This window comes from Archangium gephyra (genome assembly GCF_042230915.1).
Classification (GTDB): Bacteria; Myxococcota; Myxococcia; order Myxococcales; family Myxococcaceae; genus Archangium; species Archangium gephyra_B.
Window position 1 is genome coordinate 9,317,705 of sequence record NZ_CP102578.1, and the last position, 18,879, is coordinate 9,336,583.

Genomic DNA, 18,879 nt, shown 5'->3' on the forward strand with positions numbered 1-18,879 from the left:
ATGTCTCACAGTGCCGTCCTTGTCTTCACCGCGCGCAGCCCGAAGAAGATCTTGGAGCAAGGGGGATCACAGGCCTGGGTGCTCGACCGCAATCGCGCGAGAGGATACGAGTACCTGATATGTGCCCAGAACACCCACACGACATGGGGAGATGCTACCGAGCCACACGGCTCTGCGTTCCTCGTGGGCCGCATCTCCGATTTGGTCCCTGCTCCGGATGATCAGGAGCGGTGGCTGATCCGGATCAGTGAATACGCGCGAGTCAACATCCCCAACGCGTGGCAGGGCTGGCGCAACCCGGTCCGCTACACGACTCTTGAGGATCTTGGCCTCGACCCTAGCAAGTTGAACTTTGAGCCCGCCCCAGAGGTTCCTGAAGAGCGCATCGAACAGTCGGTAACCCATCCCGCCAGACCCACTGGAGCCGTGCGGCCCCTCACCATCGCTGAAGCGAAGCAAGGCCTAGCGGCGCAGTTCGGCGTTGGGATTGACGACATCGAAATCATCATCCGTGGATGAGCGATGGAGACGATGCCGCAACAAAGAGATGGAACGAAGCACCATCTCGCAGGTCATCGCTACCGAGAGGTATGGCTCATTGAGCCGCGTGCCGCTGCTGTCTCGCTCGGCTCAGGGCCCATTATTGCCACGGGAGAGTCCTGCCGCGGCGACCTTCGCGCACGCAACAGCAGCGGCTGGACGTCTGACAGCTTCAGATACTGAAGGATGCGACACACCACCCATGGTTGCGTGAGCAAGGCCAGCACCCACCTCCTGCCGCCGCACCTCGCGCACTTGCAGTCGGTTGTAGTGCCGTTGCCGAGCGGCTCCACCGCCGCTTGCTGAGCGGACAGGCGCAGGTCTCTGACTATGTCCAAAAACTTCGTGAACACTCCACTAGAGTCCCTCCGCTCATGGCTTTCGCGCGGCTTCTCCTCGTCCTCTTCGCCCTGCTCGCCGCCCTTCCGGGCCGGGCCGCCCCGACCCCCGCCCCCCCGCTCAAGCCCCTCACGGTCTACTTCTTCGACGTGGGCCAGGGTGACGCGGCGCTCATCGTCTCGCCCACCGGCAAGACGGTCCTCATCGACGGCGGCCCGCCCGAGGCCGACGAGGCCCTGGTGCCCCGCCTGCGCCAGCTCGTCCAGGGGCCCATCGACCTGGTCATCCTCACGCATCCGCACCTGGACCACCTGGGGGGCCTCGCCAAGGTCATCCAGGCGGTGGGGGCCCGGCGATTCATGGATCCGGGCTTCGACCACCCGAGCGAGTCCTACCGCAAGCTGCTGGAGGTGGTGGGCCAGAAGGTGGGCCAGGTGATGACGCCCACGCCCAACCCGAGCTCGCCCGAGACGCTCCTCACGGTGGGCCTGGGCGAGGGCGTGACGCTCACCGTCCTCTGGCCGCGCAATCCGCGCGACGCGTTCCTCGACGACACGCGCTCGGACGTCAACGCCAACTCCATCGTGGCCAAGCTGACGTACGGCAAGACGGCGTTCCTCTTCACCGGAGACGCCGAGCCGGAGACCGAGGCCTTCCTGCTGCGCAGGCCCATTGACTTCACCTCCACGGTGCTGAAGGTGGCGCACCATGGGGGCAAGCACTCGTCCACCGCGCCCTTCCTCGCGGCGGTGAAGCCCCAGGCGGCCGTCATCTCCTGCGGCACGGGCAACGACTACGGGCACCCCACCCCCGAGGCCCTCCAGCGGCTCGGCGACGTGGGGGCGCGCGTCTTCCGCACAGACCTCCAGGGCGAGGTGCTCGCGGTGAGCAACGGCGCCACCGTCACCCTCACCCCGAAGAAGGGCCGGAGCACGCCCGCCGTCGTCACCGGCCAGACGAGCGGCCCCGTCGCCAAGGGGCCCATGCCCACGGGCGCCTCGGGCTCCGCCTCCGGTGCCATGGGGGGCAAGGTGGTGCCCGCCAGCGGGAAGCTCCCGGCCGCGTCCGCCAGCGCCTCGGGGACGCGCTACGTGAGCCTCAAGGGCAGCGAGGTGTTCCACAGCGAGGACTGCCGCGCGCTCGAGCGGGCGAAGACGCAGGAGCGTACGGTGTACAAGGACCGCGCCTCGGCGCTGCGCGAGCGCCGTCCCGCCAAGGACTGCGACCCATGAAGAAGAAGAAGCCGAAGCCGCAGCCGCCGCGCACCCGGACGATGGCCAGCCTGGACCGGTTCGAGGACGGGCTCGCCGTGCTCATCGTGGACGGCCGCGAGCAGACGCGCCGCCGCGAGGAGCTGCCGCCCGGGGCTCGCGAGGGCGACGTGCTGGACCTGGAGACGCTGACGGTGGACGCGGAGGCCACCGAGCGCCTGCGCACCGAGGTCCGCGAGGCCCGGGAGCGGGCCATGAAGGACAAGACGCCGCCGCCCGGAGACTTCGACCTCTAATTCCCCTCTCCCGGGGGGAGAGGGAGCGTGAGACCGCCTCAGACTTCCGCCGGAGGACGCGCGCGCGGCAGCAGCACCACGAGCAGCACCGCGCTCAACCCGGCAATCACCCCGGCGGTGACGAAGGCGGTGGTGCTGCCCAGGTACTTCCACAGCGCGCCGAAGAGCAGCCCCGCGGCGAGCGACGAGCCCCCGGTCAATCCGTTGTACAGCCCGAAGGCGCGCCCGCGGGCCTCGGCCGGCACCAGCGAGGTGAGCAGCGACTTCTCCGCGCCCTCCGCCAGCGCGTGGTACAGCCCGTACACACAAATGACGATCATCGTGAGCGTCACGCCCCGGGCCCACGCGAGCGCCAGGTAGCTTAGCGCGTACAGGGACCAGCCCGTCACCACGAGCCGGGAAGCCCCCAGCCGGTCCGCGAGCCGGCCCGCCGGGAACGAGACGGCCGACTTCACCGCCTGCAGCAGCAGCCACGCCAGGGGCAGGAACTCGGGCTGCGCGCCCTCCTCGATGAGCTTCAGCAGGAGGAAGGCGTCGGTGGAGTTGGCCACCCCGAAGAGGGTGATGGGCACCAGGTAGTACGCGAGGCGCCGGGGCACCGGGGCGAGCGCGCGGGTCACCCCCGTGGCGGGAGCGGACTCGGGGCGCGCGGGCTCGCGCACGAGCAGCAGCGCCACCACCGCGAGCAGGCCGGGCACCGCGGCGACGAAGAACACCTGCTCCACGCGCAGGCCCACGGCCACCAGCCCCATCGCCACGAGCGAGCCCACGGCGGCGCCCGCGTGGTCCATGCCCCGGTGGAAGCCGAAGGCCCGGCCGCGGGACTCCGCGGGAACGGAGTGGGCGATGAGCGCGTCGCGCGGGCTGGAGCGCAGGCCCTTGCCCACCCGGTCCAACGCGCGGATGGCGAGGGGATGCCACGCCAGGGTGACGAAGGCCATCAACGGGCGCATCAGGCTGGACAGGCCATAGCCCAGCAGCACCATCGGCTTGAGGCGGCGCGCCCGGTCCGCCCACACGCCGGACTGGTACTTGATGAGGGCGGAGACCAGGTCCGCCAGGCCCTCCATGGCGCCCAGCAACACGGGCGCCTGCCCCGGCAGCCTCGCGGCGAGGAAGGCCGGCAGCAGCGGGAAGATCATGTCGCTGCTGATGTCCGTCAGCAGGCTCACCACGCCGAGCACCACCACGGTGCGCGGCAGGCGGCCCGCCCCCTGCCGGGAAGCGGTGGCGTCCACGTCCAGCCTCCTCGCTCGCGCTACAGGGACTTGCCGAGGACGAGCGGAATCTCGACCTCGACGTCATCCCCCTCGAAGGCGGGGAACACCATGCGGAGGGCGCCCCGCTTGATGCACCTGCCCATGGGCGAGCTGGAGATGTCCTCGCGATCGAAGGACACCTTCTTCACCGTGCCGGAGCTGCCCACGGTGGCGGTGAGCAGCAGCTTGCCGTCGCGCAGCTTGGGATTCTTGCGCAGCGCCTGGTCGATGCAGGACTTGAAGGCGTTCTGCGACCGCTGCACCACGCGGTCGAGCACCTCGGGAGGCGGGCCGGACTGCGCGGCCGAGTCGGTGGCGGCCACCTCGGTGTCCTCGCGCACCTCGGGGCCCACGTCCTTCTTCTCGCCCTCCGCGTAGAGGGCGGCCACGGCCTGCTGCTCCTCGCCCGCGGGCGGCTGGGCGGCGGGCTGCTCCTGCGGCGGCGTCTCCGGCTTCGCGGCCTCCTCGGTGGGACGCGGCTTCGCCTCGGCCTTCGGCGCGGGCGCGGGCGCCGGCGGAGGCGGTTTGGTGCGGCCGAGCATCAAGTCCCGCAGCTCGCCGATGCCCTCGGGCGAGAAGACGGACACGGGCTCCTGCACCACCTGCCCCTTGGCGTCCACGCGCGTGACGCGCAGCGGCACCACCTGCAGCTCGGTGAGCGCGTACAGCACGCCCACCGGCAGCCCCAGCAGCAGCACCACGAAGAGGGCGATCTTCCAGGGCGGGTTGCGCCGGTGCATCCCCGCCTTCTTCACGAAGTACTGGGTGTTCTCCGCCGGGGCGCGCTGCTTCTCCGGCTCCTTGCCCAGCGCGGCGAGGGGATCCTCCTGCTGGGACGAGCCCGCGAGCATGTCCCCCATCCCGTCCGCGTCCTGCTGCTCGGATTGGGGAAGGTCCAGGTCGGAGAACAGCTCACCCAGGGGCGCGCCGTTGATGTCGTCGGAAGCGGGGTCGGAGCCCGTGGGGATGGCGGCGGCGTCCTGCTCCGGCTCCCACGGGGTGGCGGCCTGCCGGGCGGCCGGGCGGCGCTGCGGCTCGGTCTGCCAGGTCGTCTGCGAGGGCGCGGGCGGGTCCGGCTGCCAGGAGGTGGCCGACTGCTCCGCGGGGCCCGTCTCGGGCTCCGGCGTCATGAGGGGCGGCGGCGCGGTCCGCATGGGCGGCGGCGGGGGGGCCGGCGGCTCGGCGGGCGCGAAGAAACCGGCCAGCTCGGGGATGTCCTGCCCCCGCTTCCAGTCCGGCATGCCCTGCTGCCAGAAGTAGCTGCGCGCGGTGACGGCCCCCGAGGCGACGAGCTCACTCAAGGCGCCCTCGTCCAGCGGCCCCTCCTGCTTGCTCTTCACCATCACGAACCAGGGCGAGCGCGCGTCGCGCAGCGGCATGGTGCGCGTGGGCTCGTCCTCCCAGGACATGTTCGCGGCCGCGGCGGCGGGCGACGGTTGGGTGGCCGTCGCGGCCGTGTCCTCCTCGGCGAGCGAGCGGTCCTGCTCACGCAGGCGCTCCACGTCCGCCAGGGACACGACGCGCGTGCTCTCCTCGGCCTCCTCGGGGGGACCTTCCACCGAGATGACGTTCTGGCAGTTCTTACAGCGGACCTTGACGGTCTTGCCGCGGACCTTGTCGTCCGCGATGGAGTACCGCCGCTGACACTTGTTGCAGGAGAAGTTCAAGGGGGCTGTCCGGCGCGCGCACACAAGGGCGAGCACATGCGATGCTAGCGCCTATGCCGTGGAGTGCAAACCATCGGGTTGACTCCGCCTGCCGGCCCAACTAAGAGCCGCCTCCCCCTACCCTCTTGACACAGAAGGTGGCGCATGCCCGCGAAGGACCTCGGGAACAAGTACGTCTGCTTCAAATGCAGCACGAAGTTCTACGACATGAAGAAGCCGGACCCCCTGTGCCCGAAGTGTGGCGCGGATCAGCGGGAGAGTCCCGCCCTCAAGCCCGCCTCGGAGGGCCGGCGCGGCCGTCTGTCCTCCATTCCCAAGGTCATCGAGCCCATCGAGCCCGAGGAACCGGCGGCGGAGAGTGAGGAGGAAGAGCTGGCCGAGTTCGAGGACGAGGACGCCGAGGCGGCCCCGGCCGAGGAGGACGAGGAGATCTGAGCCCGGTACGAGGGGGGCTCCGCCACCCGGCGGTGCCCCCTTCGGCTTTCACGGGCTCAGCGCGCCTGCGCCGTCCGGCTCGTGGTGATGGACAGCTGGTGGAGGGCACGGCGCAGCGCCTCGTAGCGCACGGGGCCCAGGGCCTGCACGCCCACCGGCCGCCGCGGGCTCTGCCCCTTGTCCAGCGTCGGGGTGGCTGCTCCCGTTCTCGGGCTCGGTCGCTTCTTCGGCTGCATGGGTCGTCGTCCCCCGGATGGCATCGACCAGACATGTAGCAGGTTTCCACCAGGACGGAAACTTTTCGCCTGCCTCCCCTTCCCAGAGGAGGCGGAGCGGGGCAAGACGCCCCATGGCGGCCGTCCGGGCGAGCGCTTGGGCGTTCCAGGCGCACGGCTTCTCCGTCCCCGCCTGCCAGGCCGCAACACGAGGGATGACACTGGGGCGATTTGTGCGTTGGACCGTGCAGATCCTTGTTGGTAGAAGGACGCGGGCTCCGCGGTAGGGCCCTCCATGGAGGCAGCGATTTTGCGGGAGAAACTGAAGGCGCTGGTGGAGCTGCAGAAGGTGGACCTCGAGGTCGCCTCGCTCCAGAAGGCCGCGGACGTGCATCCCCGGCAGTTGGCGGAGCTGGAGCGTGAGCTGGGCGCCGCGCGCAGCGCCATCGAGGCGGAGCGCAACCGGGTGGCCGACATCGAGCGGCAGAAGTCGACGCTCGAGCAGAACATCACGGACGAGAAGGACAAGGTGAAGAAGTGGGAGGCGCGGCTCGCCGAGCAGCGCTCCACCCGCGAATACTCCGCCCTCGCCCGGGAGATCGACATCGCCAAGAAGGCGAACCAGACGATGTCCGACGAGCTGGTGGAGCTCACCAAGACGCTCGGCGCGGCGCGCGAGGCGGTGAAGGCGAAGGAGGTGGAGTTCGCCACCCGCCAGGAGCAGCTCTCCAGCCGGATGACGGAGCTGCGCGGCAAGCAGAGCCAGGCCGAGGGCCAGGTGAAGACGCTCGAGGGCAAGCGCTCCTCGGTGGCCGCGGGCGTGGACGCCACGCTGCTGCGCCGCTACGAGACCATCCGCAAGAAGAAGCTGCCGGCGATGGTGGGCGTGGTGGCGGGCACCTGCCAGGGCTGCAACATGAACGTGCCCCCGCAGCTCTACAACAACCTGCGCGTGTCGCTGGGCACGGACATCTGCCCGTCCTGCAACCGCATCATCTACGCCGTCGAGGCGCTCGAGACGCCGGCGGCGAAGTAGCCCCCGCGCGATGACGACCCCGCCGGACCTTGCCGAGCTCCTCCGCTACATCGGGCGCGAGGAGCCGCTCTCGGGAACGGTGCGCGCTTTTCCCGGGCTCAGCCGCGAGGACGTGGGCCGCCTCCTGGAAGCCGCGGCCAGCCAGCTCGCGGCCCAAGCACCCAAGCTGCCGGCCGAGCCGCCGCGCCCGGCGCGCACGCCCCCTCCCCTCCCGCCGGAGCCGCGCGCCCCGGCCGAGGTGCCCTCGCGCCTGAAGCTCTTCTCGGACGGGGCCGCCCGGGGCAACCCGGGTCCCGCGGGCGCTGGCGCGGTGCTCCTGGACCCCGAGGGACGGGTGGTGGCCCGGCTCGGCAGGTTCCTGGGCGTCCAGACGAACAACTACGCCGAGTACATGGGCCTGCTGCTCGGCCTGAAGCACGCCCGGAGTCTGGGCGCCGTGAAGGAACTGGAGGTGCTCGCCGACAGCGAGCTGCTCATCCGCCAGCTCCAGGGGCGCTACCAGGTGAAGAGCCCGACGCTCCGCCCCCTCTACGAGGAGGCCACCGCCCTGCTCGAGCACTTCCCCCGGGTGAAGCTCACCCACGTGCCGCGCGAGAAGAACAAGGCGGCCGACGAGATGAGCAACCGGGCCATCGACGAGCGGATGTGAAGCGCCCACCGCCCCGTCCGGAGTGACCTCGGGCCCCCCTCTGTTGTATGAGGCGTGTGCCGGAGTGGTCCGGGTGAACGCTGGTCACTGCAGGAATGGGTGACGGGAGGAAAGTCCGAGCTCCATAGGGCAGGGTGCTGGCTAACGGCCAGTCGAGGTGACTCGCAGGACAGTGCCACAGAAAACAAACCGCCGGTTCCGCGAGGGGCCGGTAAGGGTGAAACGGTGCGGTAAGAGCGCACCGCGCTCGGGGTGACTCGAGCGGCACGGAAAACCCCACCTGGAGCAAGAGCCAATAGGAGCGCGTCCTCGCAAGGGGACAAGGGTTGCCCGCCCCATGCGCTCGGGTTGCTCGCTGATGAGGCCCCTGGGCAACCAGGGCCCTAGATGAATGTTCACCGCCCATCCCGAAAGGGGTGGGGACAAGACTCGGCTTACAGGGCCACTCCGGTTTTTTTCCCTGTACCTACGGCTGTGCCACCGGCACCTGCGCGAGCAGGACGCGGCTGCGCCCGTCATTGCGCACGGCGTCCGGATTCTTGAGCTGCAGCCGCGCGTCCGTCCTGGCGTCCCAGAAGCCCACCCAGACGTTGAGGGCCCGGGCGGAGGAGCCAGGCGGAATCACGATGTTGAACTCGTCCTTCACCGTCTCGCCCGGCTTCCACTGGGTGGTGGGGTAGAGGCCTCCGGCCGGCTTGTGGTCGACGTTGAGGCGCTCCGCACGGCCCTCGGCGTCCTCCACGTGGACGAAGACGGTGTAGTCCTCCTCCAGGGGCTTGAGCACCTTGAAGAAGGCGGTGACGCGGGCGCCCTCGCCCGGAGCGAGGCGGCCTGGCTGCACGGTGGCGGCCACCAGCTCCACCCTGTCCTCGAAGTTGGCGCCGTTGCGCACCGAGAGCGGCGGCACCTGGCTCACCACGGCCTGGCGCCGCTCGTTGGGGCTCGCACCCCCGGGCGCCTCGACGATGCAGGCGCTGAGAAGGGAAGCGGAACCGAGGAGGACGAGGAGCGTGGGCCGTCGCATGGCCCCCTGTTTCTAGCGGCTTCCCGGCACGGCATCCACCAGCCCGTGGCCCCGGGGGGGCCGGGGACGTGTTCTCCGGGTGGCGGGGACCAAAGACGGGGTGGGACTCGCGGAGGCATCTTGAGGTATGCGGTGCGCGCCATGAAGACGCCCACCGCCCTCCCCTTCCTCCTCGCGCAGGCGCCGTCGCCGCAGCCCACTCCGCTGCCCCAGGAGCCCCCTCGGACGCAGCCCGGGGTGCCGGAGACGGGCACGCCCCCACCGCCCGAGAGCGGCCCCGTGGGCACGGTGGTGGGCGTGGGCGTCACGGTCCTGCTCGTGGCCTTGATGGTGGCCGCGGCGCGCAAGCTCTTCTTCAAGAAGCGCCCCGAGGAGCCCGGCCGCAAGCCGGTGACCCCGCCCACGAAGGAGAAGCCCGAGCTGCCCGCGGAGCGTCCGGAGCTGCGCGTGGAGCTGCCGCCCAGCGAGGCGGAGCTCGCGAGGCTGCGCGAGGCGGAGGAGATCCACGCCCGCGCCGAAGCGCTCGCCCGTCAGCGCGAGGAGGCCACACGCGCCGCGAAGGCCACCACGGACGCCGCCGAGCGCGCCCGCCTGGAGGCCGAGGTCCGGGCCCTCAAGGAGCGCGAGGAGGAGGAGAAGCGCGCCGAGTACCGGGCGAAGAAGGCCGCGGAGGACGAGGCGAGGGAGCGGCGCAAGCGCGAGCGCGAGGAGGCGGAGCGCCTCGTGGCCGAGCAGAAGGCCCGGGAGGCGGCGGCGGCCGAGGAGGCCCGGCGCGCGGAGGAGGCGGCGGCGCGGGCGAAGATTGAGGCCGAGGCCGGCCGGACGCTGGCGCAGGGCCTGGACAAGACGCGCAGCCAGGGCTTCATGGCGCGGCTCAACGGCCTGTTCGGCTCCAACCGCAAGGTGGACGAGTCGGTGCTGGCGGAGATGGAGGAGATCCTCTTCACGGCGGACATCGGCGTGCGCACCGCGTCCAGCCTGGTGGAGGTGGCGCGCGACAAGCTCAAGCGCAACGAGCTGAGCGACGCCAACCGCATCAAGGACCTCATCCGCGAGGAGGTGACGCGCATCGTCGACCTGCCGGTGCCGCGCACGCTGGAGGGCGGAGGCCCGCCGCACGTGGTGATGGTGGTGGGCGTCAACGGCGCGGGCAAGACGACGACGATTGGCAAGCTGGCGGCGAAGCTGACGGGCCAGGGCAAGAAGGTGATGCTGGCCGCGGGCGACACGTTCCGCGCGGCCGCCACCGAGCAGCTCGACGTGTGGGCGGACCGGGCCAAGGCGGAGCTGGTGAAGGGCGCCGAGGGCGCGGACCCCAGCTCGGTCATCTTCGAGGCCATCAAGAAGGCGAAGGACTCGGGCGCCGACGTGGTCATCGCAGACACGGCGGGCCGGCTCCACACCAAGGTCAACCTGATGGACGAGCTGAAGAAGGTGAAGCGCGTCATCGACAAGGCGCTTCCCGGGGCTCCCCACGAGGTGCTGCTGGTGCTGGACTCCACCAACGGGCAGAACGCCATCCAGCAGGCCAAGCAGTTCCACGAGGCGGTGGGCGTCACGGCCATCGCGCTCACGAAGCTGGACGGCACGGCCAAGGGCGGCGTCATCATCGGCATCGCCGACGAGTTGAAGCTGCCCGTGGTGTGGGTGGGCGTCGGCGAGAAGGTCGCCGACCTGCGCCGCTTCGAGCCCCGGGAGTTCGTCCAGGCGCTGTTCGACTAGCGCCTACTCCTCCTGCCCCTTCATCAGGCCCGGAAGCAGCTCCTCCATGAGCTTGAGCGTCTCCGGGTCCAACGCCTCGCCATTCATCCCGGCGCCCAGCATGGCGCCCATGTTGGGCTTGCCGAGGTCCTCGTCCCCGTGGGCCTCCTTCCACCAGCGCACGCGCAGCTGCTCGAGCGCCTGGGCCTTCGCGGGGCTCGCCTTGGCCAGCTCCCGGGTGAAGCAGTCGCCGCACGTCCACTTGAAGCGGTACGCGTCCACGTAGGCGCGCAGGGCCTTGAAGAAGGCCTCGTCGCCCACGAGCTTGCGCGAGGCGTGGTGCAGCAGGGGCGCCTTGCCGTACACCAGCGCGCCGTACTGCATGGAGTCCTCGAAATCGGAGGTGGGCCGGTCCGCCGGGCCGTCCTTGCCGCCCGAGAGCCGGAACAGGTGGTAGGAGCCCACCAGCATCTCCTCGCGCACCCGCTCGGCCACCGCGCGCCCGTACTTCCACTCCATGTAGAGCAGCGCCGTGTACTGGGCGAGCGTCTCGTCCACCACCGGCATGTGGATGGGGTCCGAGCCCACCAGCCCCGCGAAGTACTGGTGCGCCACCTCATGGGCCACGGTGAACTCGAGCGTGCGCTCCAGCGACTTGCCCAACTGGTCCAGCGGGGCCGTGTCCCCGCCCATGGCCTCGAGGAGCTGCTGCATCTGCCCCATGCCCGGCATGCCCTGGAGCGCGGTGCTCGGATCCGCCGCCCCGCGGTAGAGCGCCGTGCCCACCGTGACGAGGCCGGGGAACTCCATGCCGCCGGCGCCACCGGCCAGCGGGGCCTCCACCACGCGGAAGTACTTGAACGGCAGGGGCCCGAGGCGGCGCTCGAACTCGGTGAGCACGTCGCTGGTGTACTTCAGCACGCGCTTGCCCACCGCGGCCTCGCGGGCGGCGAAGTGGCTCTCCACCGTGACGCCATTCACCGTGGTGGTGGCGCTCTGGTAGCCGCGCGAGGCGAACACGGGGAAGTCCCGCACCGCACCCGCGGCGAAGGTGTAGCGGATGCGGCCGTCCTTCTGGGGCAACTCGCCCATGGGCGTGCCCGTGGCGAACACCTTCCAGCCCGAGGGGACGATGACGTTGGCGAGCACGTTCGAGGGCTCGTACAGCGCCAGGTCTCCCACGCCGGTGGGACCGGCCCAGGGGTTACCGCTCGTGTCGAGGGGCGGCACCAGGGGCACCACGCCCACCAGGCTCATGAAGTCGTCCATGGCGGCGAAGGCGCCATAGTCCCCTCCCCCACCCGAAGAGCCGAGCGAGCCCATCAGCGAGGTGGAGCCGGGCTGCGCACGCGGCACCCGCGCCTCCAGGTCGAGTTCCACCACCACCGAGCTGCCCGGAGCGGCGGGGCTGGCCAGCGGCAGGCGGTAGAGGCCATCCTCGGGGCGCTCCGGCTTCACGGGCTGCCCGTCCACCTTCACCTCGGACAGCTCCATCCTCGGGTCGAAGGCATTGGGGGTGGCGCGCAGGTGGACGGCGTCCAGCGGGCGGTTGCGCACGAACAGCTCCACCCGCAGGTGGCCCTTCACCTTGCGCGCCTTGGGATCCACCTCGAGCTGGACCTGGTAGCGGGGCAGGTCCTCCAGGGGCCCGAGCGCCTGCGCGGCGCGGGCCCGCTCCTCGGACTTGAGGTGCTGGAGGGAGAACTGCACCTCGGGCGGGACGAAGTTCCCGGCGGGAGCAACCCCGGGCACGAGCAGCAGTGCCAACAGTGGCCAGCGACGCAGGTAGGCGAGCATGGGGAGGATGTTACACCTCCCCGCCCTGCTTCAGCGCCTCACGGGCAGCCGGAGCTGACCTCGAGCGCGTCGTACGCCATCCAGCCGTTGCGCTTGGTGGTGGTCGCGGCGATGACGTAGCCGTAGATGAACTTCATGGTCCCCGACTGCACGCGGTAGCGGCCCGTGCTGTCCGCGACCCAGAGCGGGATGTCGATGGACGGCGCGCCGTTGTCCGTCGGCACGTCCAGGCGCTGGAACTTGGTCCCCGCCGGCCAGTGGTCCACCGCCGGGCCGCCCAGGCCGAAGCCCGGCACGTTGAAGGCCAGGTTCACCGAGCGCCGGCCATTGGCGCGCACCAGCGGCAGGTAGTCGCCCGCGCGCTCGTTGGTCGCCGTGCTGTCGTAGACCACCTTCTTGAACTCGAGGTTGGTGTCGTGCCAGTTGCGCACGGCGTAGCAGCCCAGCTTCGCCAGCCCCGAGCCCAGCGCCGACACGTGGCCCACCTTCTGCTCGAAGGACGTGCGGCCCAGGATGGCCGACATCGGCAGCCACCCGGCGCTCGAGTTCGACGTCGACACCGCGAAGGCATGCGACTCGCCCGCGAAGGTGCGCACCTGGCCGTAGTTGAACTGGGCGCTCGTCCGGGTGTTGGTGCCCAGAATGGTGCCGTTGCCATCACGGATGGGCACGCCCGACACGATGCCCCAGTTGTCGTCGGCCGGATCGTTCGTCTCCACCCGGTTGCCGCCCGACTCCCGCAGCTTGCAGTTGTACGGGCTCTCGATGCAGTACGTGCCGTTCACGCCCGAGTAGGCCGCCTGCGCACGCGTCCCGACCGCCTCGCCCGCCGACGCGCTCTCCTCGAGCGGCGCCTCGCCTCCGCACGCGGAGGACACCAAGGCCACGGTGCAAATCGTGAAAATGTGGTTTCGCATGACTTCATAGAAGTTCATGAGAATCTTGTTTGTCAAGAATTCGCGAACCCCTCCCGTCAGCAGGGCCCGCTTGGTGCGGAGGCTCTTCCCCGAAAGGCAACAAAGCCCGGCCATCGCCCCCGCCGGGGCTCCGCCCGGTGCGCTACGGTGGCCGCCCTCATCACTCCTGAGGTGACCATGTCGACCGACGACAAGAAGAGCACGACGAAGAAGGCCGCGAGCCCTGAAGCGAAGCCCACGGCTTCCAAGGCGAAGCCCGCGGCCGCCAAGAAGGTCTACAAGGCCGGCAAGCCGTCCAACTCCTTCCTGGTGGAGAATCCGCCGCCGAGGATGCGCGGCAAACGCAAATAGCTCAGGCGAGTGACCGTGAACCCGTCCGGTCGCACGCAGCTGCGGCCGTCCCTCACTTGCTGATCCCTTCACCCACCACAATCTACCGGTTTGGAAGGCGACCCGGAGGGCTCAAGAGAGCTTCGGGCTCGGACTCGCGATCTCCAAGGCGATCATCACCACATTCTTCTTCACGCTACCGCTCGCCACCTGAGGCGAGCGCCAGCCTCCCCAACGTCCCCCGCCTCAGAACTGGAACAACCCACCACCCCCGGCGGGGCGGTTGATGACACCGTCGCAGGTGCCACCGCAGACCTTGTTCGGGTCCAGGGGCTGCTGCTGCGTGGCCATCACCGTGCCGACGGCGGCGGCGGTGACCACGGCGCCCACGCCGGCCCAGAAGTACCAGCGGCTGGTGAGCGGGCGGGAGGAGACCTCGGCCACGGGCTGCTGGGTGAGCGGCGAGGGCTGAGAGACGGCCGACGGCGTGAGCACCGGCGCGCGCGGCTTGTCGGACTGCGCGATGGCCTCGGGACGCAGGTTGACGTCGACGGTGTACTCCTTGCCGGCGCGCACGGCGATGCGCTGCGACTCGGGACGGAAGCCCTCGCGCTGGACGACGATCTCGTAGGAGCCCGCCGGGAGCATGACGTTGTCGAGCGGGGCCGCGCCCTTGTCCTCGCCGTTGATGAGGACGCGGGCCCCCGCCACATCGGCCTTCACGGAGACAAAGCCCGCGGTGGGCTCGAGCAGCACGCCCAGCTCGGTGAGCTCGCCCTCCTTGGCGGTGATGCGCCGGGAGAAGTCGCGGTAGCCGGACTTGCGCACGGCGACGACGTGCTCGCCGGGGTCCACCTCGATGGGGCCCTTGGGCATCGCGCCCAGCTCCTGCTCATCGAGGAAGAAGCGCGCGCCCCGGACAGAGCCATTCATCTTCACCAGCAGCTCGGTCTTCTTGACGAGGGGCGCGAGGAGGAGGTCGTCCCCCCCGGCCTGCGCCGCCTCCTCCTCCGGCTCCACGGCCTTGGCGCCCTTGCCCTTCTTGGCGCCCTTGCCGCCCTTGGCCGTCTTGGTGGGCTTCTTGGGGGCCTTGGGCGTGCGGCGCTGGGTCGTCTTCCCCTTGCCCTTCTTCCCGGACGAGGAGGGCGCCAGGGGCGCGAGGAGATCGTCCATCCCCTGCGCAAAGGAGGACGACGGCGCGGCGAGACAGAGGACCAACGCGATCAGGGAGGCGCGGCGCAGGAGCATGGCGGGGACAAAGGTTAGAGAGTCGCGACAGAGGGGTCAAACAGGAGTCCACCCCGGAGGCGGGTTGGGGGAAGATCCGCCCCCATGTCCCGAAAGATTCCATGGATTGCAGCGGGTGGCCTCGCCGCCGCCCTCACGGCCTGTCCGGCCCGGACCCCCTCCCCGCCCCCGGCGGCCCCGCCCATCCGCGTTCCCCCCGGGTGCGAGAAGAACCAGGCAGGCGAGTACCACCACACGGAGAACGCCGCGTTCCGCTACCTCGGCGAGGATGACGGGGGCACGCTGACGCTGACGCTGGCGCGCACCCGGCAGGGAGCGGAGACGAACACGGATGGGGGCACGGCGGTGAGCATCGTGCTGAACCGCACGCCGGAGGGCTTCGTGGGGGAGACGCGCTCCACCACGTTCACCACCGGGGGCATGCAGTGCCCGGTGCGCTTCCCGACGCAGGCGATGGTGTGTGACGACAAGGGCCTGACGCTGCGCACCATCGCGTCGACGTCCATCGACGAGGACTGCCGCCCGGCCTCCAGCGGCCCGAAGCCCGTCTGGAAGGAGCAGCGGCTGCTGAGGGGAGCGCCCGACGCAGGAGCCCCCGACGCGGGAGTCCCGGATGCGGGAACCGCCCCCGTGCCCACCACGGCCGGAGACGGCGGAACCCCTGCGCGCTGAGTGAACTCCCTCTCCCGCTGGGAGAGGGTTGGGGTGAGGGTCTTCCCCACCCCGTTCATCCCTACGCCGCGCGGCGGGTCTGCTCCTCGGAGACCGTCACGGGAGCGGGAGCGGACTCGCTGATCTTGAAGCGGCCCTCCAGGAGGCTGGAGAGGCCGACGTACGCGAAGCCGGCGAGGAACAGGAAGATGAAGGGCACCGAGCCCCAGATGCGCTTGTCGACGGCGAACCAGAGCGCGCCGAGGAAGTAGGCGGCGAAGGAGAGCTCGATGACGGGCAGCAGGGTCTTGCTGCCGCGGTAGCTCTTCTTGATGGCGGTGATCTTCTTGCCCTCGGCGCCGGTCTTCGGGGTGCGGGCGAAGGCGGACTGCTGGCCCAGGAGCGCCTCGATGACGGCCTTGGCGTTGCTGATGGCCATGCCGATGCCCAGGCTCATGATGAAGGGCAGGTACTTGAAGCGGGCCCAGCCCTTGGCGCCCTGCTCACGCTGGGCGGCGACGTAGAAGACGCCGACGCTGGCGGTGGCGCTGATGAAGAAGGGCAGGTCCAGGAAGAGCGTGCCGTACAGGCCGTGCTGGAAGCGCACCACCATGGACAGCGGCATGAGCGCGCTGAGCAGCACCATCAACAGGTAGGCCATGTTGTTGGTGAGGTGGAAGAAGGCCTCGCGCTTGACGGCGAAGGGCAGGTCGCTCTTGAGGATCATCGGCAGCAGCTTGCGCGCCGTCTGGATGGAGCCCTTGGCCCAGCGGTGCTGCTGGCTCTTGAAGGCGTTCATGTCCACCGGCAGCTCGGCCGGGGAGACGACCTCGGGCAGGAAGATGAACTGCCAGCCCTTCACCTGGGCGCGGTAGCTCAGGTCCAGGTCCTCGGTGAGCGTGTCGTGCTGCCAGCCGCCCGCGTCGGAGATGGTGATGCGGCGCCAGATGCCGGCGGTGCCGTTGAAGTTGAAGAAGCAGCCCGAGCGGTTGCGCGCGGTGTGCTCGATGATGAAGTGGCCGTCCAGGAAGATGCTCTGGGCCTGGGTGAGGATGGAGAACTCACGGTTGAGGTGGCCCCAGCGCACCTGCACCATGCCCACCTTGGCGTCGGCGAAGAAGGGCACCGTGCGCAGCAGGAAGTCGGGGCTGGGCACGAAGTCCGCGTCGAACACGGCGATGTACTCGCCGGTGGCCGTCTTCAGGCCGTTCTCCAGCGCGCCCGCCTTGAAGCCCGAGCGGTTCTCGCGGTGGATGTAGACGATGTCGTGGCCCTTCTGCCGGTGGCGCTCCACGCACGCGCGGGCGATGCCGCACGTCTCGTCCGTGGAGTCGTCCAGCACCTGGATCTCCAGCAGCTCGCGCGGGTAGTCGATGCGGCACACCGACTCCACCAGCCGCTCCACCACGTACATCTCGTTGAAGATGGGCAGCTGGATGGTGACCCGAGGCATTGCCGGCAGCACGCCCTTGGGCGTCGGCAGCCTGAACTTGTGGCGGTAATACAGAAACGCCATCCGGTAGCGGTGCGATCCGTAGACCGCCAGCACACAGAGGACGCTGAAGTACACGCCCAAGAAGATGATCTCGACGGTGGTCATCTGACCTGGCCCCTCCCGCGGGTGAAGTCGCCGCGGTCCTTACGCTGCTTGGCGGAGTTTGAAAGACCGACCCACGCAGACCGCCGCACTCGGTCCCGCGGAGCCCCCCGCCACGTATGTGCCCGGAAAGACAAGGGTTTGTCTTTGCCGGGTCATAACGAGCGCGGACAATAGGGACGCGTCAAGTGACTGTCAAATGGTTGTCCGACGGTACACGCGGGGTGGGGCTCGCCGCAGCGGCTTCCCGGCCTCAGCTGGCCGCGCGCTGGGCCACCCCAACGGGCATGGCGGAGGGCGCTTCCGGAGCCAGGGGCGCCTCGGTCACGTCCACCTCGTCGCGGGTGGCGAGCGAGAGGATGTGCTCCACCAGGGCAGGGAAGTCCAGTCCCTTTTGAGCCGCAATCTTCGGCAGCAGGCTCGCGGGAGTCATGCCCGGCAGGGTGTTCACCTCAAGGATGACGTCGTTCTCCTCGTCCGAGCAGATGAGGTCCACCCGGCCGTAGCCGCGGCAGCCCAGGGCCCGGTAGGCGGCGAGCGCGAGGGACTCCACGTTGGCCAGGCGCGTGGAGGACAGGCGCGCGGGGAGGAAGTAGCGCGAGCCGCCCTTGTACTTGGCGTCGTAGTCGAAGCCCTCGCGCGGGGTGGCGATCTCGCAGGAGCCGAGCACCTCCTCGCCGAGGATGCCCACCGTCACCTCGCGGCCGCGCGCCATGCGCTCCACGAGGGCCTCGCCCCCGAAGCGGCAGGCCAGGGCCACGGCGGCGGCGAGCGCCTCGGGCTCGCGCACCACGGAGAGGCCCACCGAGGAGCCGCCGCACGCGGGCTTCACCACGCAGGGGAAGCCGAGGTCGCCGTGCAACTCCAGGGCGCGCGGGACGTCGGCGCGGCCGACGCGGTAGCCCAGGGGCGTGGGGAGGTTGTGCAGGCGGAAGAGCTTCTTCGCCATGGGCTTGTTCATGGCCAGCGCGGAGGCCAGCACGCCCGAGCCCGTATAAGGCAGGCCCATCAGCTCCAGCAGGCCCTGCACCTTGCCGTCCTCGCCCATGCGGCCGTGGAGGGCGATGAAGGCCACGTCGAGCTCGGCCGAGCGCAGGGCGCGGTCCAACCCGGGGCCGGCGAAGATGCGGCTCACCGTGTGACCGCGAGCCTCGAGGGCCGCCACCACGGCCTCACCGGTCTTCAACGAAATCTCCCGCTCCTCGCCCCAACCGCCCATCAGCACACCGACGCGCTTGCCCATGACTTTGGATGCCTCCTTGTCAGGGAACTAGAGCACGCGGGATGCCAACGGCGCGTGCGTGCCCGCGTGCTCGCCCGGCTGCTCGAAAGTGCCGTCATCCCAGGCACTTCGAGACAGGGAGCGTGGGGACACACACGGAGCGAGCGTGTCCGAGGGACCACGCCGTGTCCGCGGGGCCACGGGCTCAGCGCGCGACGGCGAGCGCGCACCACAACAGCATCACCAGGTTGATCTGGATGGTCAGCGCCATGCCGGGTGCGCGCAGCAGGGGCTGGCTCAGATAGCCGAGCCAGAACGCCATGCGCGCCACCCCGAACAGCACGGCCAGGGCCGGGAGGGCGCCGAGCTGCTCGACCGGCAGCAGGGCGATGAGCGACAGGCCCGTGAGCACGAAGATGAAGGCCTGCTCGGTCGTGTTGGAGAGCACGCGGTTGGTCACCACCACGACGCGCGGATCCCTGCCCTGCAACGGATCAATCCCCTCGCTGGTGAAGCGCGCATTGCCCACCGCGATCACGAGCACGAAGAACACCACCGCCGGCACGAGCGCCACCCACGCCACGGCTTCGCGCGCCGTCGCGGGCACGGGCAGGAGCGCGCGCAAACCGAAGAACAAGCTCCAGCCGAGGACGACCGCGCTCGCGATACCAAGGAGGACCGTCTTCTGCGATGGATTGAACCTGGCCATGAGCGGCCGAGCTTCGCATGGAGCCGGGCCGCCGGG

At 70.1% G+C, this 18,879-nt stretch carries 19 protein-coding genes and 1 other RNA gene; 10 read left to right on the plus strand and 10 right to left on the minus strand.

Features of this window, described 5'->3' with window-relative positions:
• The 3 genes from NR798_RS36685 (at nt 1) to NR798_RS36695 (ending at nt 2,386) form a co-directional block, all read left to right on the plus strand.
• On the plus strand, nt 1-519 hold the full coding sequence (locus NR798_RS36685) for a hypothetical protein (RefSeq protein ID WP_375767203.1): 519 nt from the start codon (nt 1-3) through the stop codon (nt 517-519).
• Between the two features lie 395 nt (nt 520-914).
• Complete coding sequence (locus NR798_RS36690; protein ID WP_375767204.1) at nt 915-2,111, plus strand: ComEC/Rec2 family competence protein; 1,197 nt, start codon at nt 915-917, stop codon at nt 2,109-2,111.
• Nucleotides 2,108-2,386, plus strand: a complete 279-nt coding sequence (locus NR798_RS36695) for a DUF3006 domain-containing protein (RefSeq protein ID WP_375767205.1) — start codon at nt 2,108-2,110, stop codon at nt 2,384-2,386. Before NR798_RS36690 ends, NR798_RS36695 begins: the two co-directional genes overlap by 4 nt.
• A gap of 38 nt (nt 2,387-2,424) precedes the next feature.
• Here NR798_RS36695 and NR798_RS36700 read toward each other — a convergent pair whose 3' ends face one another.
• Entirely contained in the window at nt 2,425-3,624 is a 1,200-nt protein-coding gene (locus NR798_RS36700) for an MFS transporter (RefSeq protein ID WP_375767206.1), read from the minus strand.
• Nucleotides 3,625-3,644: 20 nt separating this feature from the next.
• Nucleotides 3,645-5,312, minus strand: a complete 1,668-nt coding sequence (locus NR798_RS36705) for an AgmX/PglI C-terminal domain-containing protein (RefSeq protein ID WP_375767207.1) — start codon at nt 5,310-5,312, stop codon at nt 3,645-3,647.
• Nucleotides 5,313-5,456: 144 nt separating this feature from the next.
• Between NR798_RS36705 and NR798_RS36710 the strand changes: the two genes are divergently transcribed.
• Entirely contained in the window at nt 5,457-5,747 is a 291-nt protein-coding gene (locus NR798_RS36710) for an FYDLN acid domain-containing protein (protein WP_375767208.1), read from the plus strand.
• Nucleotides 5,748-5,803: 56 nt separating this feature from the next.
• Here the strand turns inward: NR798_RS36710 and NR798_RS36715 are convergent, their stop codons facing one another.
• Nucleotides 5,804-5,983: a hypothetical protein gene (locus tag NR798_RS36715; RefSeq protein ID WP_375767209.1), complete on the minus strand. Its 180-nt coding sequence runs from the start codon at nt 5,981-5,983 to the stop codon at nt 5,804-5,806.
• A 289-nt stretch (nt 5,984-6,272) separates the two neighbouring features.
• Here NR798_RS36715 and NR798_RS36720 point away from each other — a divergent pair, with 289 nt between their 5' ends.
• The 3 genes from NR798_RS36720 to rnpB all read left to right on the plus strand — a co-directional run bounded on the left by NR798_RS36720 (nt 6,273) and on the right by rnpB (nt 8,100).
• Nucleotides 6,273-6,998, plus strand: coding sequence for a zinc ribbon domain-containing protein (locus NR798_RS36720; protein WP_375767210.1), 726 nt, complete (start codon nt 6,273-6,275; stop codon nt 6,996-6,998).
• Between the two features lie 10 nt (nt 6,999-7,008).
• Complete coding sequence (locus NR798_RS36725) at nt 7,009-7,647, plus strand: ribonuclease HI family protein (RefSeq protein WP_375767211.1); 639 nt, start codon at nt 7,009-7,011, stop codon at nt 7,645-7,647.
• Nucleotides 7,648-7,708: 61 nt separating this feature from the next.
• Nucleotides 7,709-8,100: RNase P RNA component class A (rnpB, locus tag NR798_RS36730), an RNA gene on the plus strand.
• Nucleotides 8,101-8,113: 13 nt separating this feature from the next.
• On the opposite strand, the gene NR798_RS36735 is transcribed toward rnpB, so the two are convergent.
• Nucleotides 8,114-8,671 carry a hypothetical protein gene (locus tag NR798_RS36735; protein ID WP_375767212.1) on the minus strand — a complete coding sequence of 186 codons (558 nt, stop codon included), beginning with the start codon at nt 8,669-8,671 and terminating at the stop codon, nt 8,114-8,116.
• 141 nt (nt 8,672-8,812) lie between these two features.
• Between NR798_RS36735 and ftsY the strand changes: the two genes are divergently transcribed.
• On the plus strand, nt 8,813-10,393 hold the full coding sequence (gene ftsY, locus NR798_RS36740) for a signal recognition particle-docking protein FtsY (RefSeq protein ID WP_375767213.1): 1,581 nt from the start codon (nt 8,813-8,815) through the stop codon (nt 10,391-10,393).
• Between the two features lie 3 nt (nt 10,394-10,396).
• Here the strand turns inward: ftsY and NR798_RS36745 are convergent, their stop codons facing one another.
• Nucleotides 10,397-12,169, minus strand: a complete 1,773-nt coding sequence (locus NR798_RS36745; RefSeq protein WP_375767214.1) for a M1 family aminopeptidase — start codon at nt 12,167-12,169, stop codon at nt 10,397-10,399.
• 38 nt (nt 12,170-12,207) lie between these two features.
• Nucleotides 12,208-13,086 carry a hypothetical protein gene (locus NR798_RS36750; RefSeq protein WP_375767215.1) on the minus strand — a complete coding sequence of 293 codons (879 nt, stop codon included), beginning with the start codon at nt 13,084-13,086 and terminating at the stop codon, nt 12,208-12,210.
• Nucleotides 13,087-13,263: 177 nt separating this feature from the next.
• On the opposite strand from NR798_RS36750, the gene NR798_RS36755 reads away from it, so the two are divergent.
• On the plus strand, nt 13,264-13,437 hold the full coding sequence (locus tag NR798_RS36755) for a hypothetical protein (RefSeq protein WP_375767216.1): 174 nt from the start codon (nt 13,264-13,266) through the stop codon (nt 13,435-13,437).
• Between the two features lie 225 nt (nt 13,438-13,662).
• Here the strand turns inward: NR798_RS36755 and NR798_RS36760 are convergent, their stop codons facing one another.
• Nucleotides 13,663-14,589, minus strand: coding sequence for a PEGA domain-containing protein (locus tag NR798_RS36760; RefSeq protein ID WP_375767217.1), 927 nt, complete (start codon nt 14,587-14,589; stop codon nt 13,663-13,665).
• Between the two features lie 159 nt (nt 14,590-14,748).
• Between NR798_RS36760 and NR798_RS36765 the strand changes: the two genes are divergently transcribed.
• Nucleotides 14,749-15,336: a hypothetical protein gene (locus NR798_RS36765; RefSeq protein ID WP_375767218.1), complete on the plus strand. Its 588-nt coding sequence runs from the start codon at nt 14,749-14,751 to the stop codon at nt 15,334-15,336.
• Between the two features lie 61 nt (nt 15,337-15,397).
• On the opposite strand, the gene NR798_RS36770 is transcribed toward NR798_RS36765, so the two are convergent.
• The 3 genes from NR798_RS36770 to NR798_RS36780 all read right to left on the minus strand — a co-directional run bounded on the left by NR798_RS36770 (nt 15,398) and on the right by NR798_RS36780 (nt 18,843).
• Nucleotides 15,398-16,915 (minus strand): cellulose synthase family protein, encoded by a 1,518-nt coding sequence (locus NR798_RS36770; RefSeq protein WP_375767219.1) that lies wholly within the window; start codon nt 16,913-16,915, stop codon nt 15,398-15,400.
• 250 nt (nt 16,916-17,165) lie between these two features.
• Nucleotides 17,166-18,155: a D-alanine--D-alanine ligase gene (locus NR798_RS36775; RefSeq protein ID WP_375767220.1), complete on the minus strand. Its 990-nt coding sequence runs from the start codon at nt 18,153-18,155 to the stop codon at nt 17,166-17,168.
• A gap of 184 nt (nt 18,156-18,339) precedes the next feature.
• Entirely contained in the window at nt 18,340-18,843 is a 504-nt protein-coding gene (locus tag NR798_RS36780; RefSeq protein ID WP_375767221.1) for an MAPEG family protein, read from the minus strand.
• Nucleotides 18,844-18,879: the final 36 nt, after the last annotated feature.

Coding starts and splice junctions, on each gene's coding strand:
- ftsY (WP_375767213.1), top strand. CDS start 8,813: ATGAAGACGCCCACCGCCCTCCCCTTCCTCCTCGCGCAGGCGCCGTCG.
- NR798_RS36695 (WP_375767205.1), top strand. CDS start 2,108: ATGAAGAAGAAGAAGCCGAAGCCGCAGCCGCCGCGCACCCGGACGATG.
- NR798_RS36710 (WP_375767208.1), top strand. CDS start 5,457: ATGCCCGCGAAGGACCTCGGGAACAAGTACGTCTGCTTCAAATGCAGC.
- NR798_RS36685 (WP_375767203.1), top strand. CDS start 1: ATGTCTCACAGTGCCGTCCTTGTCTTCACCGCGCGCAGCCCGAAGAAG.
- NR798_RS36690 (WP_375767204.1), top strand. CDS start 915: ATGGCTTTCGCGCGGCTTCTCCTCGTCCTCTTCGCCCTGCTCGCCGCC.
- NR798_RS36770 (WP_375767219.1), bottom strand. CDS start 16,915: ATGACCACCGTCGAGATCATCTTCTTGGGCGTGTACTTCAGCGTCCTC.
- NR798_RS36745 (WP_375767214.1), bottom strand. CDS start 12,169: ATGCTCGCCTACCTGCGTCGCTGGCCACTGTTGGCACTGCTGCTCGTG.
- NR798_RS36725 (WP_375767211.1), top strand. CDS start 7,009: ATGACGACCCCGCCGGACCTTGCCGAGCTCCTCCGCTACATCGGGCGC.
- NR798_RS36760 (WP_375767217.1), bottom strand. CDS start 14,589: ATGGACGATCTCCTCGCGCCCCTGGCGCCCTCCTCGTCCGGGAAGAAG.
- NR798_RS36735 (WP_375767212.1), bottom strand. CDS start 8,671: ATGCGACGGCCCACGCTCCTCGTCCTCCTCGGTTCCGCTTCCCTTCTC.
- NR798_RS36715 (WP_375767209.1), bottom strand. CDS start 5,983: ATGCAGCCGAAGAAGCGACCGAGCCCGAGAACGGGAGCAGCCACCCCG.
- NR798_RS36775 (WP_375767220.1), bottom strand. CDS start 18,155: ATGGGCAAGCGCGTCGGTGTGCTGATGGGCGGTTGGGGCGAGGAGCGG.
- NR798_RS36750 (WP_375767215.1), bottom strand. CDS start 13,086: ATGCGAAACCACATTTTCACGATTTGCACCGTGGCCTTGGTGTCCTCC.
- NR798_RS36755 (WP_375767216.1), top strand. CDS start 13,264: ATGTCGACCGACGACAAGAAGAGCACGACGAAGAAGGCCGCGAGCCCT.
- NR798_RS36780 (WP_375767221.1), bottom strand. CDS start 18,843: ATGGCCAGGTTCAATCCATCGCAGAAGACGGTCCTCCTTGGTATCGCG.
- NR798_RS36765 (WP_375767218.1), top strand. CDS start 14,749: ATGTCCCGAAAGATTCCATGGATTGCAGCGGGTGGCCTCGCCGCCGCC.